This is a genomic window from Pseudomonas sp. CVAP#3, assembly GCF_018986375.1.
GTDB lineage: Bacteria > Pseudomonadota > Gammaproteobacteria > Pseudomonadales > Pseudomonadaceae > Aquipseudomonas > Aquipseudomonas helvetica.
The window spans coordinates 51,107-69,997 of the sequence record NZ_JAHMSC010000003.1; the positions used below are offsets into that span (position 1 = coordinate 51,107).

The 18,891-nt window shown below is 60.8% G+C and carries 18 protein-coding genes; 6 read left to right on the forward strand and 12 right to left on the reverse strand.

Going from position 1 to position 18,891, the window contains the following annotated elements; all coding sequences use genetic code 11:
- Positions 1-123 precede the first annotated feature (123 nt).
- From KRR23_RS06380 to KRR23_RS06390, 3 genes are all read left to right on the forward strand, one after another.
- Positions 124-930, forward strand: coding sequence for a TatD family hydrolase (locus KRR23_RS06380; protein ID WP_216741820.1), 807 nt, complete (start codon positions 124-126; stop codon positions 928-930).
- A 109-nt stretch (positions 931-1,039) separates the two neighbouring features.
- A complete protein-coding gene (locus KRR23_RS06385) occupies positions 1,040-2,521 on the forward strand; it encodes a methyl-accepting chemotaxis protein (protein ID WP_216741821.1) in 1,482 nt (493 codons plus the stop codon).
- A 184-nt stretch (positions 2,522-2,705) separates the two neighbouring features.
- Entirely contained in the window at positions 2,706-3,068 is a 363-nt protein-coding gene (locus tag KRR23_RS06390) for an Mpo1-like protein (protein WP_216741822.1), read from the forward strand.
- A gap of 5 nt (positions 3,069-3,073) precedes the next feature.
- Here the strand turns inward: KRR23_RS06390 and KRR23_RS06395 are convergent, their stop codons facing one another.
- From KRR23_RS06395 to KRR23_RS06405, 3 genes are all read right to left on the reverse strand, one after another.
- Positions 3,074-3,871 carry an acyl-CoA thioesterase II gene (locus tag KRR23_RS06395; protein WP_216741823.1) on the reverse strand — a complete coding sequence of 266 codons (798 nt, stop codon included), beginning with the start codon at positions 3,869-3,871 and terminating at the stop codon, positions 3,074-3,076.
- 122 nt (positions 3,872-3,993) lie between these two features.
- A complete protein-coding gene (locus KRR23_RS06400) occupies positions 3,994-4,761 on the reverse strand; it encodes a CHAD domain-containing protein (RefSeq protein ID WP_216741824.1) in 768 nt (255 codons plus the stop codon).
- A 97-nt stretch (positions 4,762-4,858) separates the two neighbouring features.
- A complete protein-coding gene (locus KRR23_RS06405; protein WP_054596327.1) occupies positions 4,859-5,137 on the reverse strand; it encodes a hypothetical protein in 279 nt (92 codons plus the stop codon).
- Between the two features lie 222 nt (positions 5,138-5,359).
- Here KRR23_RS06405 and KRR23_RS06410 point away from each other — a divergent pair, with 222 nt between their 5' ends.
- Positions 5,360-6,397 carry a patatin-like phospholipase family protein gene (locus KRR23_RS06410; protein WP_145016981.1) on the forward strand — a complete coding sequence of 346 codons (1,038 nt, stop codon included), beginning with the start codon at positions 5,360-5,362 and terminating at the stop codon, positions 6,395-6,397.
- Positions 6,398-6,510: 113 nt separating this feature from the next.
- Here the strand turns inward: KRR23_RS06410 and KRR23_RS06415 are convergent, their stop codons facing one another.
- The 6 genes from KRR23_RS06415 to kdpF form a co-directional block, all read right to left on the reverse strand.
- Complete coding sequence (locus KRR23_RS06415; protein ID WP_019692950.1) at positions 6,511-7,209, reverse strand: response regulator; 699 nt, start codon at positions 7,207-7,209, stop codon at positions 6,511-6,513.
- Between the two features lie 48 nt (positions 7,210-7,257).
- Positions 7,258-9,909: a sensor histidine kinase KdpD gene (locus KRR23_RS06420; RefSeq protein WP_216741825.1), complete on the reverse strand. Its 2,652-nt coding sequence runs from the start codon at positions 9,907-9,909 to the stop codon at positions 7,258-7,260.
- A 33-nt stretch (positions 9,910-9,942) separates the two neighbouring features.
- On the reverse strand, positions 9,943-10,488 hold the full coding sequence (gene kdpC / locus KRR23_RS06425; RefSeq protein ID WP_054598272.1) for a potassium-transporting ATPase subunit KdpC: 546 nt from the start codon (positions 10,486-10,488) through the stop codon (positions 9,943-9,945).
- A 211-nt stretch (positions 10,489-10,699) separates the two neighbouring features.
- The gene (gene kdpB, locus KRR23_RS06430; protein WP_216741826.1) at positions 10,700-12,778 is read right to left on the reverse strand and encodes a potassium-transporting ATPase subunit KdpB; all 2,079 of its coding nucleotides are present in this window, start codon (positions 12,776-12,778) and stop codon (positions 10,700-10,702) included.
- An 11-nt stretch (positions 12,779-12,789) separates the two neighbouring features.
- Positions 12,790-14,499 (reverse strand): potassium-transporting ATPase subunit KdpA, encoded by a 1,710-nt coding sequence (gene kdpA / locus KRR23_RS06435; protein WP_216741827.1) that lies wholly within the window; start codon positions 14,497-14,499, stop codon positions 12,790-12,792.
- Positions 14,500-14,507: 8 nt separating this feature from the next.
- Positions 14,508-14,597, reverse strand: a complete 90-nt coding sequence (kdpF, locus tag KRR23_RS06440) for a K(+)-transporting ATPase subunit F (RefSeq protein WP_019692955.1) — start codon at positions 14,595-14,597, stop codon at positions 14,508-14,510.
- A gap of 399 nt (positions 14,598-14,996) precedes the next feature.
- Here kdpF and eat point away from each other — a divergent pair, with 399 nt between their 5' ends.
- Complete coding sequence (gene eat, locus KRR23_RS06445; RefSeq protein WP_216741828.1) at positions 14,997-16,361, forward strand: ethanolamine permease; 1,365 nt, start codon at positions 14,997-14,999, stop codon at positions 16,359-16,361.
- A 165-nt stretch (positions 16,362-16,526) separates the two neighbouring features.
- On the forward strand, positions 16,527-16,694 hold the full coding sequence (locus KRR23_RS06450; RefSeq protein ID WP_216741829.1) for a DUF2897 family protein: 168 nt from the start codon (positions 16,527-16,529) through the stop codon (positions 16,692-16,694).
- Positions 16,695-16,843: 149 nt separating this feature from the next.
- Here the strand turns inward: KRR23_RS06450 and KRR23_RS06455 are convergent, their stop codons facing one another.
- From KRR23_RS06455 to KRR23_RS06465, 3 genes are all read right to left on the reverse strand, one after another.
- Positions 16,844-17,695 carry a DUF1989 domain-containing protein gene (locus KRR23_RS06455; RefSeq protein ID WP_216741830.1) on the reverse strand — a complete coding sequence of 284 codons (852 nt, stop codon included), beginning with the start codon at positions 17,693-17,695 and terminating at the stop codon, positions 16,844-16,846.
- A 15-nt stretch (positions 17,696-17,710) separates the two neighbouring features.
- Positions 17,711-18,364 carry a GntR family transcriptional regulator gene (locus KRR23_RS06460; RefSeq protein WP_216741831.1) on the reverse strand — a complete coding sequence of 218 codons (654 nt, stop codon included), beginning with the start codon at positions 18,362-18,364 and terminating at the stop codon, positions 17,711-17,713.
- A 125-nt stretch (positions 18,365-18,489) separates the two neighbouring features.
- On the reverse strand, positions 18,490-18,891 hold the full coding sequence (locus KRR23_RS06465; RefSeq protein ID WP_216741832.1) for a hypothetical protein: 402 nt from the start codon (positions 18,889-18,891) through the stop codon (positions 18,490-18,492).

Genomic DNA, 18,891 nt, shown 5'->3' on the forward strand with positions numbered 1-18,891 from the left:
CCATCTGGCTCGTCGAAGCTCTCTTCCGGCATCAAAAGACAGCTTTAACTCTTTGTAGTTCTTGGTTTTTATTATAAATCTACAGCTCTGGTATGCTTTCCGGCCAAAGGCTAGGGTCACACCATGCAACTCATCGATATCGGCGTCAACCTGACCAACCCCAGTTTCGCCGACAAGCACCAGGCGGTACTCGACCGCGCGTATGCCGCTGGCGTCTGCCAATTAGTGCTCACCGGCACCAGTGTCGAAGGCAGTGAACAGGCCCAGGAGTTGTGCCAGCAACTGGACGAAACCGGCCAGCGGTTGTTCTCCACCGCCGGTATCCACCCGCATTCGGCCAGTGACTGGAATGCCGACAGCGCTCAGCGCTTGCGCAGTTTGCTCAAGGAGCCAAACGTGCGGGCGGTCGGCGAATGCGGGCTGGATTTCAATCGTGACTTCTCACCGCGTCCGCAACAGGAAAAAGTGCTCGAAGAGCACCTGGCAATGGCCGTCGAACTGCAACTGCCGGTCTTCCTCCATGAACGCGATGCCAGCCAGCGCCTGCTGGAAATCCTGCGCGACTACCGCGACCAGCTACCGGCCGCCGTGGTGCATTGCTTTACCGGCGAGAAGCGGGCGCTGTTCAGCTACCTGGACCTCGACCTGCATATCGGCATCACCGGCTGGATCTGTGACGAACGCCGCGGCACTCACTTGCACCCGCTGGTCCGCGAGATTGCGCCTGGGCGCTTGATGCTCGAAAGCGACGCGCCGTACCTGTTGCCCCGCAGCTTGCGCCCCAAGCCCAAGAACGGGCGCAATGAACCGGCGTATCTGACCGAAGTGCTGCGAGAAGTGGCCTTGCATCGTGGCGAAAGCCTGGAAGACGTAGCGGCTCACAGCACCGCGTGTGCGCGAGCGTTTTTCGGGTTGCCGTCGGTTGATTGAACCCGCTACACCAGAATCATCATTGATCCACATCAAAAAGCCCTTCGCTGAGTAGCGGCACAATGCTGGCACCTTGCCAATACTGTTTCCGCTATCAGAGAAGACCTCCATGGGTGCCTGGCTTAGCAACATTTCGCTGAAATACAAATTCTGGGCGGTCAACGCGGTCGCCTTCGTCACCACCCTGCTGCTGGTGCTGTATGCCGTGCAGTTGGAGCAACAAGCGCGCAGCCAGGCTTCACAGCAGTCGGCCGTCGCTCAAGCGCGGCTGATCAACAGCTGGCCGGTCGGTCAGGCCTTGCCTGAAGCCGAGCATTTCCTGAGCTTCGGCAAAGGCCAGATCCCCCTGCTGAACCAACAGCCATTGCCCGAGTTGAACAACGCCAACGGCTGGGTCGACATCAATGACATGCCGCTGTTGGGTGAGAGCCCATTGATCGGTGCCGAGGTGCTATCGCGTGCCAACGGCGAGCACATCGCCGTTCTGGCCTATGGCCCGAGCCTGAGCCAGGTGTTCGGCGAACGATTCGCCAACTACGCGGCAGCCGTATTCATCCTGATGCTGGCGATGCTCGGTGCCTCGCAACTGTTGATTCGTTTTCTGCTCGCCCAGCTCAACACCCTCAAGGATGTGATGCTCCACGTCGAAAAAACCGGCGACCTGTCGGCTCGCGTACCGCTGTCTTGCACCGATGAGGTGGGCCAGATGGCCAGCGCCTTCAACGCCATGCAGGCCGGCTACCAGCGCGTGGTCAACACCGTGGCCAATACTGCCCGCCAACTGGATGTCGGCGCGGCGCGTCTGGCCTCCAGCATGAACGAGGTACGCCACGGCATGCTCGGCCAACAAAGCGAAACCGATCAGGCCGCCACCGCGATCAATGAGATGTCGGCCACGGTCTATCACATCGCCCAACATGCCGGCGCCACTCGCGACCTCTCGCAAACCGCCGATACCCTCGCTGGCAGTGGCCAGGAAGTGGTCATCCGGGTACAACAGTCCATCGCCGGACTCTCCAGCGGGGTGCAGCAAACCGCCGAGATGATTCAGCGTCTCGCCGAAGACAGCCAGAAAATCAACGGCGTGGTCAGTGTGATTCACAGCATCGCCGAGCAAACCAACCTGCTGGCCCTGAACGCCGCCATCGAAGCCGCACGCGCCGGGGAGATGGGCCGGGGCTTTGCGGTGGTCGCCGATGAAGTGCGCAATCTGGCCAAGCGTGTGCAGACCTCTACTGATGAAATCACCAGCATGATCTCGGCGCTGCAAGCCGGGACACGGGATGCGGTGGACTTCATGCAGGAAAGCTCGTTCAAGGCCGATGACTGTGTGCAGCAGGCTCAAGAAGCTGGCGCCGCACTGGCAGAGATCACCGGCGCAGTAGCGCAGATGCGCGAAAGCAACACCCAGATTGCCGTGGCGGCGGAACAGCAGAGTCAGGTCGCAGAAGAGATGAACCGCGCGGTGGTGAGCATCCGCGATGTCACCGTGAACACCGTGCAGCAGACCGTGGATTCGGCCACCACCAGCAATGAACTGGCGACGCTGGCCGGTGAGTTGAGCAAGGCGATCGGGCAGCTGAAGCTCTAATGTCAAAAGATCGCAGCCTGCGGCAGCTCCTACGCTGATCGCGTTCTTCTGTAGGAGCTGCCGCAGGCTGCGATCTTTTTGCCCATCACAACCTATCGCGCCGATAGCCAGCCTTGATTCGCCGACGACCGCCGCCCCACCTATCCTTCAATCATGTGTTCAACACGGATCGAGGATTACCCACATGGGCAAACGTCACCCCAACCTTCCCGCCTGGCAATGGCGTGCATACCCGCAAAACCACCAGCACCCGACCAATCTGGTGTTGCACCTGATTGCTGTACCGCTGTTTATCGTGGCGTTTCTACTGATCGTTTCCGGGGTGTTCAGCCTGAGTTTTCTGAACGTCGCCATTGGAGTCGTCGGCCTGCTCGCCGCACTTGGCTTGCAACGCCACGGTCACAGCCTGGAGGCGCAAGCCTCCGAGCCGTTCAGTGATCGCAAAGATACGGTGTCGCGCTTGCTGGTCGAGCAATTCCTGACGTTCCCACGCTTTGTCCTCAGCGGTGGCTGGTGGCGCGCCTGGCGTAAACGCCATCACCGCTAAAAGTCTTACGCGAAAATAGTCACCGTTTGCCGGCTCAACGCAATCAATTGCCCTTCAGCGCTCCACAGCGCTGCGGCGGCGTGGCCATATCCGTCACGGGCATGTTCGATTTCCACGAGATATTTGCACCAGTCCAACGTGCTCAACGCCAGCAACGGCTGAACGAATTCGATGGTCCAGGTCAGGGTGCTGCCCGCCGCCGGTTTCTTCAGGTGTGGCAACAATGCCGGAGGCCAGGCATCCACCAACGCCAGAATGTGCGCCTCGGTGACCGGCTCTTCCTTGACGTCGCCACGCAAGCGAACCCAGCCGCCCATCTCCCGGGATTTATTACCGGTGAACGGCAAACCGCCGACACTCCAACGCATCGCCAGATGGCGCATGAACTCGGGCGTCACGCCTTTGATGTAGGGCAATTCCTGGCAATCGTCCCAGTGTTTCATCTCGGGTGCAGGCGCAGCCACCACCTCGACTTCGGAAGGACGCGAAGCGCCAAAGCTGCCCTGAACCAGAGTCACCACCTGGCCGTTCTGCACGGCTCGCCCCAGCACCTGGCTGACCGCTTTGCCTTCGCGCAGCACGTCCACCTCAAAACTCACGGGCACACCGGGTTCGACCGGGCCGACAAAGGTGATCGCCAATGAACGCACCGGGCGATCCGCCGGGACTTTCGCGCGCATGGCTTCGTACTGCAACGCGGCGACCAGACCGCCGAAACTGGCGCGGCCCTGGGCCCATTCCGCCGGAATAGTCAGCTCATGCGGCGAACTGCGCACGGCGTCGAGCAAATCGGAAAAACGCATGGAAACCTCAAGGCTGGGAAAGGATCGAAGGATCTTAACCAGCCAGCAGCGCCTGTACAGCACCTATTCCGGCCAAAGAGGCTGACAGATAGGCCGCCAACGGCGACGAAAGGCAATCCGCGTCAGGCTTTGAAGCAAGCCGATATGAGTTTGTCGAGCACCCGATCGGCGCGACCTTCAGCCTTGGTCATGGTTGTTCGCCAGACGGCCACGCAAGGCAGCAAGTCGGGCTCATGCTCGGCACGGGCCAACCATTGCCAGCAATCGTGCCAATCGCCGAGCGCTTCCTGTGCCGATTTGAGACGTGGCATGGCAGCTTTGGGCAAGCGATCCAGTTCCGGGTAGGCTTCGATCGCATAGCGCACGCGTTTGATCAACAGCCGCAGGCGATGGCGGTCATGCGCGGGATCGTGCAGGGCCACATCCAGCGCTTTCCATTGTTTGGCCAGGCGTTTCTCGATGCGCGTACGCAACCCCTTGAGCAAGCCTTGACGTTGGGAGGCGCGTAAAAAGCGTGGAAATGCATCGAGAATCATCAATAGCTGCGCAAATTCCGGGCTGTCGGCCACAGCCGGATAGGCCTGCGCCATTTGCACCATTCGGCGCTTGGCTGCGTCTGCTTGACCGTGAGCCAGCAAGTACGCCGCCAGCACTTCTCGGTCGCGCAGCGGCGTGGTCAGGCTTCCGACACTCGCCGCTGCCGCTTCGAGTTGTTCGACACCGGGCAAACCGCGCAATGGCCGCAGCAGGCTGCGCAAACGGCGAACCGTTGTGCGCAAGTCATGCAGCGCTTCAGAGTCGGTGCTGGCATTCAAGCGTGCCTGGCACGCCAGCATACGCACTTCCAGCTCCACCACCTTGGCCACCAACCGATTCACCAACGCAGACATCGCTCTCTCCCAAGTCGACAACCAGCATCAGATCGCAAGTTTACGCTCATGCTGGCGGTAAAACCGGGTGCCGACATTGCGTCAGATCATTGTGAATTCAACGCCCTGCGCGGGATTCGCGAATATAGAAGCGTGCCTTCTCGGCTTTTTTAGTGCAGCCCTCATAGGCCTCGAACTGCTGCTGGGTCTTGGCCCCGGTCAGCAGCGAAAGCGCCTTGGAGTAACTCACGGTACCAGCGAAACCTTCGGCCTTGGCAATGTCCAGCTCCTGCCAGGCGGCATCCAGTTGACTACCGCAACTGTCGCGGTAAGCAGATTTTCCTGCGCAACCGGCAAGCACCAACGCGATCAATGGCAGACAGATCCAGGCTTTCATCAATGATTCCTCAAGGTATAAAAAACAATCGTGCAGGTAAGACGGCCAATGCTGCAAAAAGTGCCTTGGTCCACCCATGGAAACTATAGCGCTCGCGAGAATACCCATGTGCCGTTATTGAGTATCGAAAAAACGACGGTAACGGCGTCTCGGAATCAGCATGATTGAAGCACGCCCCTCAATGGGTGCATTGTTGAAGCCTGTTTGATGAAGGGGCGAGTCATGAAAAAGCGTGTCGCATTGGTGCTGGGCTCAGGTGGCGCCCGAGGCTATGCCCATATCGGAGTTATCCAGGAAATCGAAAGGCGCGGTTATGACATCGCCTGTATCGCCGGTTGCTCCATGGGCGCGGTGGTCGGCGGTATCTACGCCGCCGGCAAACTCAACGATTACCGCGACTGGATCGAGAGCCTGGATTACCTTGATGTACTGCGCCTGGTGGACGTGAGCTTTCGTCTTGGGGCGATACGCGGCGAGAAAGTCTTCGGGCAGATCCGCAAGATTGTCGGCGAGATCAACATCGAAGACCTGCGCATCCCCTACACCGCCGTCGCCACCGACCTGACCAACCAGCAGGAAATCTGGTTCCAGGAAGGCTGCCTGCACCAGGCGATGCGCGCCTCGGCGGCGATCCCCAGCCTGTTCACACCGGTCATGCAAGGCAATCGCATGCTGGTCGACGGCGGCCTGCTCAATCCTCTGCCGATTGTTCCAGTGGTCTCGAGCCATTGCGACCTGATCATTGCGGTCAACCTCAACGCGACCAACCAGCGGCACTATCAGTTGCCGGTGATCCAGCGTCCCGCCGCGTTCAAAAGCCGCTTCGACAATCTGCTCAACTCGCTCGGTTCACGCCTGCCGTTCCGCCGCAAACAGGCCGAACAATTGCTGCTTCTGGAACAGGAAGCACTGCGCAGTGAAGCCGCCGAAATCAACCCCTGGATCGAATCCGCCGAGCCCGAAGCGCAACAACCCGCTGCCGCCCCGGAAGGCGACGGGGCGCCGAAATCGGCCACGGGCTCATTTATCATCGACAACGTTGGCCCAGCCTCGTTGCTGGACTTGATCAACCAAAGCTTCGAAGTGATGCAAACGTCGTTGGCGCAATACAAGATCGCCGGTTATCCACCGGACATCCTGATCAACGTGCCTAAGCGGGTTTGCCGGTTTTTCGAGTTCTACAAGGCGCCGGAGCTGATCGCGCTGGGACGGGAGATTGCCCGGGATACGCTGGATCGGTATGAGAATGAGCGCGATTGACCCCCCTTCTCGTTCCCATGCTCCGCGTGGGAATGCCGCCACGGACGCTCTGCGTCCGCTGTGACGCAGAGCGTCACGGGATGAATTCCTTTGCTGCGCGTGGGAACAATCAACTACAGGCCTGCTTCGTTCAATAGCCGATACCCTACCCCTGCCTCGGTCAGGATAAACCTCGGCCGGGTCGGGTCATCCGCCAGTTTCTGACGCAGATGGCCGACCACAATCCGTAAGTAATGGCTGTCTTCGGTGTGGGTCGGCCCCCAGATGTCCTTGAGTAACTGCTGCTGGGTGATGACCCGCCCGGCGTGGCGCGCCAGTTGCGCCAGCACCGAGTACTCCTTGCGGGTCAGTGCCACTTCGGCACCGTCCAGCAATACCCGCCGGTACGCCAGATCGACCGTCAACGGGCCGAACTTGAGCGCCGCTTCCTGGGCTTCACCCGCTGGAGCCTGCCGCAACAAGGCGCGGATCCGCGCCAGAAACTCCTGAATGCCAAACGGCTTGGTCACGTAGTCGTTGGCGCCGCCATCCAGCGCCTCGACTTTCTGCCCTTCGCTGGCGCGCACTGACAGGACCAGCACCGGCACTGTCGACCATTCACGGAATTCGCGCAGCACTTGCTGGCCGTCCATGTCGGGCAGGCCGAGGTCGAGCACCAGCAAATCCGGCTTGTTCAGCGCAGCCTGGGCCAGGCCCTCGGTGCCGGTACCGGCTTCAAGCACTTTGTAGCCCTGGGAGGCCAGGCTGATGCGCAGGAATTTGCGGATCTGCGGTTCATCGTCAATGACCAAAATGGTCGTGGTCTGGCTCATGGTTTCAAATCAGGCAAAGTAAGTGGCGAGAGAGTAGCGCAGGCAGCGTCAGGCTTCACTTTCAAACCCCGGCTGCTCCTGCAATGGCAAATGAATGGTGATGCAGGTGCCGCGCCCACCGATACCATCGGCGACGCTGATCCGCCCGCCATGGGCGCCGACCATGCCCTGGCAGATCGCCAGACCCAGCCCGGTGCCCTGCCCGCCCCGATCACCACGGGCGGCGGTGTAGAACATGTCGAAGATCTTCGCGCGTTCCTCCTCGGGAATGCCCGGGCCCTCGTCACTCACAGAAAAAAACAGCTCGCTGTCATTGGCGCCGGCACTCAGCTGCAAACGGCCATGAGCCGGTGAAAAGCGTGCGGCGTTTTCCAGCACATTCACCAGTGCCTGCTCGATCAATGCTGCATGCACATAGAGCAACGGCAACTCGCCCGGCACATCGGTGCTCACCTGCAACGGCGCCAGCACTGCGCGCAAACGGCTGAGCGAACTGCCGACGATATCCGCCGGCGACACCCAATCGCGTGCCAGCTTCAGCGCGCCGTGGCCCAGGCGCGTCATGTCCAGCAGGTTCTGAATGTAGCGGTCGAGCCGTTCGGCTTCATCGCGGGTACCTTCCAGCAACTCACGACGATCCTCCAGCGGGATTGCCTCGCCCAGCGCCAGCAAGCTGTCGATGCTGCCGCGCATGGACGTCAGCGGTGTGCGCAAATCATGGGACACCGACGCCAGCAAAGCACTGCGCAATTGCTCGGTTTCACCGTGCAAACGTGCCGCCTCAAGGTCGTCGGCCAACTGCGCACGGGCCAGCGCTTGAGCCAGCGGCTGACTTAACGCCGTCAGTAAGCGTCGCCGCTGACCACTGAGCTGCTGACCCTCTTTCGGGCAAACGCCGAGCAAGCCCAACGGCCCATCGTCGACTGACAACGGCCACCACCACCAGCGACCGAACGGTAACGTGCCAGTGCCCATGCCGGCCGGTTGATCGTGCTGCCAGGCCCAGTCGGCGGCAGCGCGCTCGGCTTCGGAAAACTGCAGCGGGCCACCGGTTTCGACCTTCCAGCCGCCCTGCCCGTCACGGTTAACCAGACACAATTGCAGATCGTTCCAGCCGACCAGATGCGTCGCCGCCGCGCTGATCACCGCTTGCCGGTCGGTGGCGGCGGTGAGTTTTCGCGACAGGTCGAGCAGTTCGCTGGTCTCTTGCTGCGTGTCGCGCAAGGCTTCCAACTGTCGCCGCTGACGCGCCGCGAGGTTGCCGGTGAGCGCAGCCATCAGCAGGAAAAACAGCAGCGTCAACACGTCTTCCTCACGCTGAATCGCAAAGGAGAAGGTCGGCGGAATGAACAGGAAATCGTAGGTCAGAAATGACAACGCCGCACACGCCAGCGCCGGCCCGAGGCTGCTGCGTACCGCCACCAGCAACACCGCCGCGAGGAACACCAGCGAGATATTCGGCAGCGGCAAAATACTCGACACCGCCCACGCTAAAGCGCTGGCCAGCACCGTCGCCAACAGTGCCAGCGCATAGTCGAACCAGACCAACGAATGCACCGAACGCTGACGCGGTTGATGCTGTTGTTCATCGCTGTCGAGGACGTTGATTTCCAGCCCTCGGGCATTGCGCAACAAGCGTGAGGCCAAGCCGCCGCCGAACAGTCGACGACGCCAACGCTGACGCGACTGACCGACCAGCAGCAGGCTGGCACGGCGTTCGGTGGCGTGTTGAATCAGGGTTTTCGCTACTTCGCCAGCGCGCAGCAGCACCACTTCGCCGCCCAGCCGTTCAGCCAATTGCTGAGCGCTTTGCAGGCGCAAACGCGATTGCTCGTCGCGCACACAGCCGTTGTCCACATGCACCAGACTCCACGGCAAATGCCGACGCTGCGCAACCCGACTGGCATGCCGTACCAAACGCTCGGCCTGGGCGTCGCCATCGACGCCCACCAGCAAGCGACCGCGCACGGCCGGCGCCGCCTGACCCAACTGTCGATAGCCGCGACTCAGGTCATCATCGACTTGCGCCGCCGCGGTTTGCATCGCCAGTTCGCGCAGTGCCGTGAGGTTGGTTTGGGTGAAGAACGCATCGATCGCCGCTCGCGCTTGCTCCGGCACATAAACCTTGCCATCACGCAGCCGCTCGAGCAGCTCGCGCGGCGGCAGGTCGATCAACAGCAATTCGTAGGCTTCTTGCAGCACCCAGTCAGGCAGGGTCTCGCGCACTTGTACGCCGGTGATCCCGCGCACTTGATCGTTAAGACTTTCCAGATGCTGGACGTTGACCGTGGTGAACACGTCGATGCCTGCTGACAACAACTCCTGGATATCCTGCCAGCGCTTGGCGTGGCGGCTGCCGGGGGCATTGCTGTGAGCCAGTTCATCGACCAGCACCAGTTTTGGCTTGGCCTTGAGCAGGCCATCGAGGTCCATTTCCTCAAGCATCACGCCACGGTATTCCGAGCGCACCAACGGCTGCTGCGGCAAACCGCCGAGCAGCGCTTCGGTTTCCGCCCGACCATGGGTTTCCACCACCCCGGCGATGACTTTCACGCCTTGGCGCAGCTGGGTGTGGGCGGCTTGCAACATGGCGTAGGTTTTACCGACGCCAGGAGCGGCGCCGAGAAAAACCTTGAGCCGGCCACGACCATCGCGGGGTAAATCTGCTAACAGTGCGTCGGCGCGGCCGGAGTCGCTCATTGGGGTCTCTTTTTTCAGATTGATCTTGTGTTTCTACAGCTTTTCCAGCGCGATGTTCAATTCCAGCACATTCACTACCGGCGGTCCTACCAGCGGCTGCTCGATGTGTGCATTCATCAACTGCTCGACCGTCGATATCGGCAGATTGCGCGCCGCCGCAACCCGCGACAGTTGATAGGCAATTGCCGCCGGAGGCAAGTGTGGATCGAGGCCGCTGCCAGAGGTGGTCAACAACGCCAAGGGCACCGGCCCCTGGCCTGGCACCAGCAGTTTGTTGGCATCGTCAATCACCCGGGTCGCGAGTGCCGGATTGCTCGGTGCCAGGTTACTCGCACTGCTCGATACGGTAGCAAATGCGCCCGCCGATGGCCGTGGATGGAACCACGCATCACCGGCAAAGTCCTGGGCGATCAAGGACGAGCCGCGCACCTTGCCATCGGCGTCACGCACCAGGCTGCCATTGGCCTGATCAGGGAACGCCACCTGGGCGACACCGGTCACCACCAGTGGATAAGCGACGCCGGTGATCAGGGTCATCAGGACCAACAGGCTCAAGGCCGGACGGATCATAGAAGACATTTCAAAACCCTCGAATCGGAGAATATTCATGACAGAAAAGGCACCCACATCACCTGTGGCGAGGGAGCTTGCTCCCGTTCGGCTGCGCAGCAGTCGTAAACGCGGTACATGCGGTGTGCCTGAATAAACACGATGGCCCGGGGTGGGGCCGCTTCGCAGCCCAGCGGGAGCAAGCTCCCTCGCCACAAAAGCCCGCTCCCCAGCCCCATCATCAGACCAAATGCAAAGCGGTCAGCAGCATGTCGATCAGCTTGATGCCCACGAACGGCACCACGATGCCGCCCACGCCGTAGATCAACAGGTTGCGGCGCAGCAGGTGTGCAGCGCTCGCGGCCTGGACGCGTACTCCGCGCAGGGCCAACGGGATCAGTCCGACGATGATCAAGGCGTTGAAGACGATGGCCGAGAGAATCGCGCTCTGCGGACTGCTCAGGTGCATGATGTTCAGCACGCCCAGTTGCGGATAGATCGAGGCAAACAGCGCCGGCAGGATGGCGAAGTACTTGGCCACGTCGTTGGCGATGGAAAACGTCGTCAACGCGCCGCGCGTCACCAGCAACTCTTTACCGATCTGCACCACGTCCAGCAGCTTGGTCGGATCGCTGTCGAGGTCGACCATGTTCGCCGCTTCGCGCGCTGCCTGTGTCCCGTCGTTCATTGCCATGCCGACGTCAGCCTGAGCCAGCGCCGGCGCATCGTTGGCACCATCACCGCACATGGCGACCAGACGCCCGTCGTTCTGCTCGTGACGAATGCGGGCGAGTTTTTTCTCCGGCGTCGCTTCGGCCAACACGTCATCGACACCGGCTTCAGCGGCAATCGCCGCCGCGGTCAGCGGGTTATCGCCGGTCACCATGACGGTGCGAATCCCCAGCTTGCGCAGCTCGGCGAAACGCTCACGAATACCCGGCTTGACCACATCCTTGAGGTGGATCGCACCGAGCAGCTTGCCCTCGGCACACACCAGCAGCGGAGTACCACCGCTTTGGGCAATCTTGTCGATTTCCCGGGACATCGCCGGCAGTATCTCGGCACGAGTCAGGCCAACGAAGGCCAACACCGAATCCACCGCACCTTTACGGTAGACGCGGCCCTGATAGTCAACGCCGGACAAGCGGGTTTCGGCACTGAACGGTACAACCGTCAGCACCTCGGCGGACGGTTCAGCCTGTGGATGAAGTCCACGCAGGTACTCGACGATCGACTTGCCTTCGGCCGTGTCGTCAGCCAGCGAAGCGAACAGCGCACCTTCGGCCAGCTCCTTGGCGCTGACGCCGGGTGCTGCATAAATCGCGGTGCAACGACGGTTACCGAAGGTGATGGTGCCGGTCTTGTCCAGCAGCAACACATGCACGTCGCCCGCCGCTTCTACCGCACGACCGGATTTGGCGATCACGTTCAGCCGCACCAGACGGTCCATGCCGGCGATACCGATGGCCGACAACAAACCGCCAATGGTGGTTGGGATCAGCGTTACCAACAGCGCCACCAGGAACACCAGCGGCAGGTTGCCGTTGGCGAAGTGGGCGAACGGCTGCAAGGTCACGACCACCACCAGGAAGATCATGGTCAGGCCGATCAGCAGAATATCCAGCGCCACTTCGTTCGGGGTTTTCTGGCGTTTGGCACCTTCAACCAGTGCAATCATGCGATCCAGCGTTGACTCACCAGGGTTCGCAGTAATACGTACCAGCAACCAGTCGGACACCAGTCGAGTGTTGCCGGTGACCGCCGAACGATCACCACCGGACTCGCGAATCACTGGCGCGGACTCACCGGTAATCGCCGCTTCGTTGACCGCGGCAATACCCTCAATCACCTCGCCGTCACCGGGAATCATCTCGCCGGCTTCGACGCGAACCACATCGCCTTTGCGCAGGCTGACCGCTGGCACTACCTGAAAGCTGCCATCGGCTTTCTTACGCCGAGCGCTCAAGCCTTCGCTGCCGGCCTTGAGGCTGTCGGCACGGGCCTTGCCGCGACCTTCAGCCAGGGCTTCGGCGAAGTTCGCGAACAACACGGTGAACCACAGCCACAGGGCGATTTGTGCCGCCACAAAAGTCGGCACAGCCGGATCTGGAATCACGCACAACACGGTGGTGAGGATCGCGGTCAGTTCGACCACCAGCATCACCGGCGAGCGCTTCAACTGCCGTGGGTCGAGCTTGACGAAGGCTTGCACCAGCGCCGGCCGCCACAGAGCCGAGATCGCGGTTTTCGGTTGCTCGACAGGTTGCGCCGGCACAACATGTGGTGCGGCTTTTTTCGATACACGAACGGGCATATTCATTATCAAATCCCTCAGCTCTTCAGCCCAAAAGCGGCCAAGCTCAAGTGTTCAGCGATAGGCCCCAACGCCAGGGTCGGCAGGAAGGTCAAGCCACCCACCAGCAATATGGTCACGGTCAGCAACGTCACGAACAGCGGACCATGGGTCGGGAAGCTGTTCTGGCCAATCGGTGCGGTTTTCTTCATCGCCAGGCTGCCGGCCAGGGCCAGTACCGGGAGGATGTAGCCGAAGCGCCCGATCAACATGCCCAGGCCCAGCATCAGGTTATGGAATGGCGTGTTGGCGTTCAGGCCGCCGAATGCCGAACCGTTGTTGGCGCTGGCCGAGGTGTAGGCGTACAGCAGTTGACTGAAACCGTGGGGGCCGGGGTTGCTGATCGTTCCCGCAGGGCCAGGCAGGCTCGCCGCAATGGCACCCAGCACCAGTACGCCGACCGGCATCACCAGCAAGGTGACGACCAACAGTTGTACTTCCTTGGCTTGCAGTTTCTTGCCGAGGTATTCCGGTGTACGTCCGATCATCAGACCGGCGAGGAACACCGCGATCAGCACGTTGAGCAACATGCCGTAGAGGCCGGCGCCGACGCCACCGAAGATCACTTCGCCGACCATCATGTTGATCAGCGCGACCATGCCGCTCAGCGGGTTGAGGCTGTCATGCATACCGTTGACCGAGCCGTTGGAGGCTGCGGTGGTGGTCACCGACCAGAGCACGGTCGCCGTGGTACCGAAGCGTGCTTCCTTGCCTTCCAGCGGTGCAGCCTGCTCGACCGCAACGTTGTTCAGGGTCGGGTTCGGCTGGTATTCAGCCCACAGCGACACCGCGCCACCGATCAGGAACAACGCCAGCATGCAGGCGATGATCGCCCGGCTCTGACGCAGGTCCTTGACGTAATGGCCGAAGGTGAATACCAGCGCCACCGGGATCAGGATGATCGACGTGACTTCGAACAGGTTGCTCCAGGCCGTCGGGTTCTCGAACGGGTGCGCCGAGTTGACGCCGAAGAAACCACCGCCATTGGTGCCCAATTGCTTGATCGCAATCTGGCTGGCGGCAGGACCCAGTGGGATCACTTGATCCACGCCCTGCATCGTCAGCGCATTCACATAGTGCGCGAAGGTTTGCGGCACGCCCTGCCAGACCAGGAACAGCGCCAGCAGCAGGCACAGCGGCAGCAGGCCATAGAGGGTGGCGCGGGTCATGTCGACCCAGAAGTTACCGAGGGTTTGCGCCGATTTGCGACCGATGCCGCGACACAAGGCAACCAGAACAGCCAGGCCGGTGGCGGCACTGACGAAGTTCTGCACGGTGAGGCCGATCATCTGGCTCAGATAGCTCAGGGTCGCCTCACCGCTGTAGGACTGCCAGTTGGTGTTGGTCATGAAGCTGACGGCGGTGTTGAACGCCTGTGTCCACTCCTGCCCCGGCAGGTTTTGCGGGTTGAGTGGCAAATAGTCCTGAAACAACAGGATCGTGAACAACAGCAAAAAGCCCGCGAGGTTGAACGCGAGCAACGCCAGGGTGTATTTCTGCCAACTCTGTTCGCTCTGCGGGTCGACCCCGGCCACGCGATAACAGCCGCGCTCCACAGGTCCGAGGATCGGCGTCAGCCAGGTGCGCTGGCCTTCCATCACCTTGTAGTAGAACCTTCCCAGGAACGGTGCCGGAATCAGCACCACGGCGAAGAAGGCGAGGATCAGCCAATAGTCATAACTGTGCATAGCCGCTCCTAGTGCTGATCCGCGCGCAACAGCGCAACCAGTAGATAAATGAACAGTCCCACCGCCAACAGCAGGGACACCCCGTCCAGAACACTCATGGAATTTCTCCGTCGTACGGCAACTGCCGCGTGTGGCGCAATTGTCCGCAGGAAGGCTGTAAAGGAACGAGACCGAGGGGTTGGGCGCGGCATAAAGAAAGCGTAAAGAGTGGCTTTACGTGGGGGTTACAGGCCAGATTTCAGTGGTGTCAGGAACGGCCCCATCGCGGGCAAGCCTTGCTCCCACAGGTTTCACACAATCCTTGTGGGAGCGTGGCTTGCCCGCGATGGCGTCATATGAATCACCGACGCCCCCAACTGGCACACAAAAAGCGCACATCCAGCAGCGAACATCCTCGATACGACAGCTTTCTGATCTTTACGACGTGCAAAACCGACATGGCACGCCCACTGCACACGCCCTCTCCGGGCTTTTCCAAATCGCAGCGGGAGAAACGCATGAACACACAACTCAAACCGACGTTGGGCACCCTGCATTTATGGGGGATTGCGGTCGGGCTGGTGATTTCCGGCGAGTACTTTGGCTGGAGTTACGGCTGGGGCGTAGCCGGAACGCTCGGCTTTCTGGTGACCTCGTTCATGGTCGCGACCATGTACACCTGCTTCATTTTCAGCTTCACCGAACTGACTACAGCGATCCCGCACGCAGGCGGCCCTTTCGCCTACAGTCGCCGCGCCTTCGGTGAAAAAGGTGGACTGATCGCCGGCCTGGCGACGCTGATCGAGTTCGTCTTTGCACCTCCGGCCATTGCCTTGGCCATTGGCGCTTATCTCAACGTGCAGTTCCCCGCCCTCGACCCGAAACATGCGGCGGTCGGCGCGTACATCGTATTCATGGGCCTGAACATCCTTGGCGTAAAACTGGCGGCGACCTTCGAACTGGTGGTGTGCGTGCTGGCAGTCATCGAGTTGCTGGTATTCATGGGCGTGGTCGCCCCGGCGTTCAGCTTCAGCCATTTCGCCCTCAATGGTTGGGCCGGCTCCGATGCGTTCGGTGCACCGGCCATCGCCGGGATGTTCGCGGCGATTCCCTTTGCGATCTGGTTCTTCCTCGCCATCGAAGGCGCGGCCATGGCCGCCGAAGAAGCCAAGGACCCGAAACGGACGATTCCCAAGGCCTACATCAGCGGTATTCTGACCCTGGTGTTGCTGGCCATGGGTGTGATGTTCTTTGCCGGTGGCGTGGGTGACTGGCGGACCCTGGCGAACATCAACGATCCGTTGCCGCAAGCGATGAAAGCCGTGGTCGGTGAAAGCTCCGGCTGGCTGCACATGCTGGTGTGGATTGGTCTGTTCGGGCTGGTGGCGAGTTTCCACGGGATCATCCTTGGCTACTCGCGACAGTTCTTCGCCCTCGCCCGTGCCGGATACCTGCCGGCCTACCTGGCCAAGCTGTCACGCTTCCAGACACCGCACCGGGCAATCATCGCTGGCGGCCTGATCGGCATCGCGGCCATTTATAGCGACGGAATGATCAACCTCGGCGGCATGACCCTGACCGCGGCGATGATCACCATGGCGGTATTCGGTGCCATCGTGATGTACATCATGAGCATGCTCAGCCTGTTCAAATTGCGTAAAACCGAACCGAATCTGGAACGGACTTTCCGTGCGCCCGGCTACCCACTGGTACCGGCGACTGCCCTGGCATTGGCGGTGGTCTGCCTGGTGGCAATGGCCTGGTTCAACGCGCTGATCGGGGCGATCTTCCTCGGCTTCATGGCAGTCGGTTTTGTCTACTTCCTGCTCACCGCGCAGCTGCGTGCCGACGCCCCGGCCGATGCGATGTTGACCGGGCTTTGAGCAAGCACTGAAACGACGCTGATGACGCCGCGTACAAGGATGTGCGGCGTCTGCGGTATATCAGGCATAGAATGGAACCACTGCGAAAATTGATCGCTCAAAAGTGGTATGCACGATCGGTTGGCGAAACCCTCGCCTACCGGCCTGCCCTTAAGGAGAACACCTATGCCCTGGTATGCCTGGTTGATTCTGGTGGTTGCTATCGGATCGATCGTCGGTGGCTTGATGTTGCTGCGCGACACCGCGAATAAAGTGGAATTGACCGATGAGCAACGTAAACGCATCGCTGAGCGCAACGCCGAAGCGGACGCCAAGGATGCGCAGGATCGTTGACTGAACTGTGGCGAGGGAGCTTGCTCCCGCTGGGCCGCAAAGCGGCCCCAGCAGTCCCTCGCACATTTTCTTCAGATGTAGCGCTTACGCTGGAATGGCGCCCGCTGCGCGGTCGAGCGGGAGCAAGCTCCCCCGCCACAAAAACTTCTCTACTTCTCCCACTCGGCTTTGGCGATATGCAAGCCGTGCAGCCCTTTGTACGCAGCGCGTTCTGGCTGGCTCCAGCCTTTGAGCAACGTTTCCTCCAAACGATAGATTTCCACGCCCAACGGCCGACAGACACTTAACGGGTCCTGCGCATTCGGCCCCCACATCGGCAACGACAAATCGCCCCCCGGGCAGGTCGACAATGCACACAGCAGATCGATCTCGGCGAAGAACTCCAGGTAGTCACCCTTCTGCGCCGGACAGGCCTTCATGAAGTACATGTCATCGTGGTTGAGCCCCGTGCACTGAAAGATGTTCAGCACGTCATGCACGTCGAACTCGGTCAGACCGTGAGGTAACACGGCGCGGGTCAGATTCGAATGGCAATGGTGATGGAAGTCCTCGCCGGTGAGCATTTTGTTCACATAGGGATCGCAGCGCGTGCCCAGCAAATCGTGCAAACGTCCGCCGTGTTCGTCGATGCCATAGTTGGCCAGGCTGTCGTCGGTGATGGTCACCAGCGGTCGCAAAAAGGGCAGGTTCGACCAGAGCCGGTCATGGGTGCTGACATGGGCGCCCTGCAATTGCCGGGTCCGCGCAGCCCACAGCCGCTCGCGCGGGTCGTTGGCATTCCAGACATTAAAGTCCCCCACTTGCGGGCCCACCGGCGTAGTCACGCGAAACACATGTCCCGCCGGCACATGCCAGGCGCGTCCGGTGCGGATCGGCACTTCGAATTGCTCGATCAGCGTACGCGCGTCCGGTGTATCGCGGATCCGCTCGTAGAAGGCTTTATCGACCTGCAACGCCGAGCCCTTACTGACCTGATAAGCCGCGGGGTAGTCTTTGTACATGGCATGAGTCCTCGATCAGTGACGGGAAGGATGGTTGAACAACTCGAGCAGTTGCTGTTCGGAATCGTCGAGATAATCGCTCAAGGCTTCGTATGCACCGGGCTTGTCACCCTCGGCCAGCAGATCGTGTATGAGCCGGTCGCGCTCGAGCCAGGGCGCTTGAAAGCGTGATTCATCGGGGGCCGCGCTAAACACCAGACGCAGTTGCGCAACGACGTTAGTAAAGAACTCATCGAACAGCGGACTGCGTAACAAACCGACAATGTGTTGATGAAAACGCAGGCTGTGGGTACCGACAACCCGCCAGTCTTCACGCTCGCGGGCCAGTTGCGCGGCTTCAATGGCTTCGATCATGTGGTCGGATTGGTATTCGCGCAGCGGTCGGCTGGCGCTGATGGCCTGTAGCTCCAGCGTGCGTCGGACCTGAAACAGGTCGCGCACCTGATCGGCGCTGAGCTGGCGAACCATCACGCCTTTATTTCGGACATAAAGGGTCAGGCCTTCCTGCCCCAAGCGGTGCAGCGCTTCGCGGATGGTATTGCGCGAGGCGTTGTAGGCAACCACCAGATCGCCTTCCACCAACGCCCGCCCCGGCAGCAAACGACCGCCAATGATATCGGCGCGCAACTCCAGTGTGATGTGGTCAGCCAGGGACAGTCCGCTACTCATACTCATCGCCTCAGGATTGTTCAACAATCGTCAGTCAATGAGTAATCACTATTCGTGCCAGTTTCAACCTGTACGCCATGCCTGGCGCACAATGCAAAACGGCGACCCCTGGGTCGCCGTTTTCGTTACTGACTGTATTGCTTGCCCAATCCTGGTGGTACGCCATGGATGTCGATCTCTTCCCACGGCCCGTTCGGGCTGATCGAACGACTCCAGCCGTTGTTCCAGCGGTAGTAGGTGCGCTGGCGGTAGAAGGTGTCGGTCTGGTCGTCGAGGACGTAAACGCCGAGTTTCGCATCCCAGTGGCTGTTGCCGCCGGGTGGTGGTGCGAAGCTTGCGGAGGTGCGCGGCTGTGGTTTGCCGGGCTTGTTTGGGGTCACCGATTTGCCAGGGGCGGTCGTCGGTTTGCTGCCTGGGTACGATGACGGAATCGGCGGCAACCGCTCTTCATGTGACGGCGGCTGGACCGCGCACGCACTTAACCCCAAGACAAGACCGAGCAGGGTGATACGAGCGATGGCGGTCAT

Excerpts from the sequence above, each read along its gene's own strand:
- KRR23_RS06380 (WP_216741820.1), top strand. The coding sequence starts at position 124 with ATGCAACTCATCGATATCGGCGTCAACCTGACCAACCCCAGTTTCGCC.
- KRR23_RS06385 (WP_216741821.1), top strand. The coding sequence starts at position 1,040 with ATGGGTGCCTGGCTTAGCAACATTTCGCTGAAATACAAATTCTGGGCG.
- KRR23_RS06390 (WP_216741822.1), top strand. The coding sequence starts at position 2,706 with ATGGGCAAACGTCACCCCAACCTTCCCGCCTGGCAATGGCGTGCATAC.
- KRR23_RS06395 (WP_216741823.1), bottom strand. The coding sequence starts at position 3,871 with ATGCGTTTTTCCGATTTGCTCGACGCCGTGCGCAGTTCGCCGCATGAG.
- KRR23_RS06400 (WP_216741824.1), bottom strand. The coding sequence starts at position 4,761 with ATGTCTGCGTTGGTGAATCGGTTGGTGGCCAAGGTGGTGGAGCTGGAA.
- KRR23_RS06405 (WP_054596327.1), bottom strand. The coding sequence starts at position 5,137 with ATGAAAGCCTGGATCTGTCTGCCATTGATCGCGTTGGTGCTTGCCGGT.
- KRR23_RS06410 (WP_145016981.1), top strand. The coding sequence starts at position 5,360 with ATGAAAAAGCGTGTCGCATTGGTGCTGGGCTCAGGTGGCGCCCGAGGC.
- KRR23_RS06415 (WP_019692950.1), bottom strand. The coding sequence starts at position 7,209 with ATGAGCCAGACCACGACCATTTTGGTCATTGACGATGAACCGCAGATC.
- KRR23_RS06420 (WP_216741825.1), bottom strand. The coding sequence starts at position 9,909 with ATGAGCGACTCCGGCCGCGCCGACGCACTGTTAGCAGATTTACCCCGC.
- kdpC (WP_054598272.1), bottom strand. The coding sequence starts at position 10,488 with ATGTCTTCTATGATCCGTCCGGCCTTGAGCCTGTTGGTCCTGATGACC.
- kdpB (WP_216741826.1), bottom strand. The coding sequence starts at position 12,778 with ATGAATATGCCCGTTCGTGTATCGAAAAAAGCCGCACCACATGTTGTG.
- kdpA (WP_216741827.1), bottom strand. The coding sequence starts at position 14,499 with ATGCACAGTTATGACTATTGGCTGATCCTCGCCTTCTTCGCCGTGGTG.
- kdpF (WP_019692955.1), bottom strand. The coding sequence starts at position 14,597 with ATGAGTGTTCTGGACGGGGTGTCCCTGCTGTTGGCGGTGGGACTGTTC.
- eat (WP_216741828.1), top strand. The coding sequence starts at position 14,997 with ATGAACACACAACTCAAACCGACGTTGGGCACCCTGCATTTATGGGGG.
- KRR23_RS06450 (WP_216741829.1), top strand. The coding sequence starts at position 16,527 with ATGCCCTGGTATGCCTGGTTGATTCTGGTGGTTGCTATCGGATCGATC.
- KRR23_RS06455 (WP_216741830.1), bottom strand. The coding sequence starts at position 17,695 with ATGTACAAAGACTACCCCGCGGCTTATCAGGTCAGTAAGGGCTCGGCG.
- KRR23_RS06460 (WP_216741831.1), bottom strand. The coding sequence starts at position 18,364 with ATGAGTAGCGGACTGTCCCTGGCTGACCACATCACACTGGAGTTGCGC.
- KRR23_RS06465 (WP_216741832.1), bottom strand. The coding sequence starts at position 18,891 with ATGACCGCCATCGCTCGTATCACCCTGCTCGGTCTTGTCTTGGGGTTA.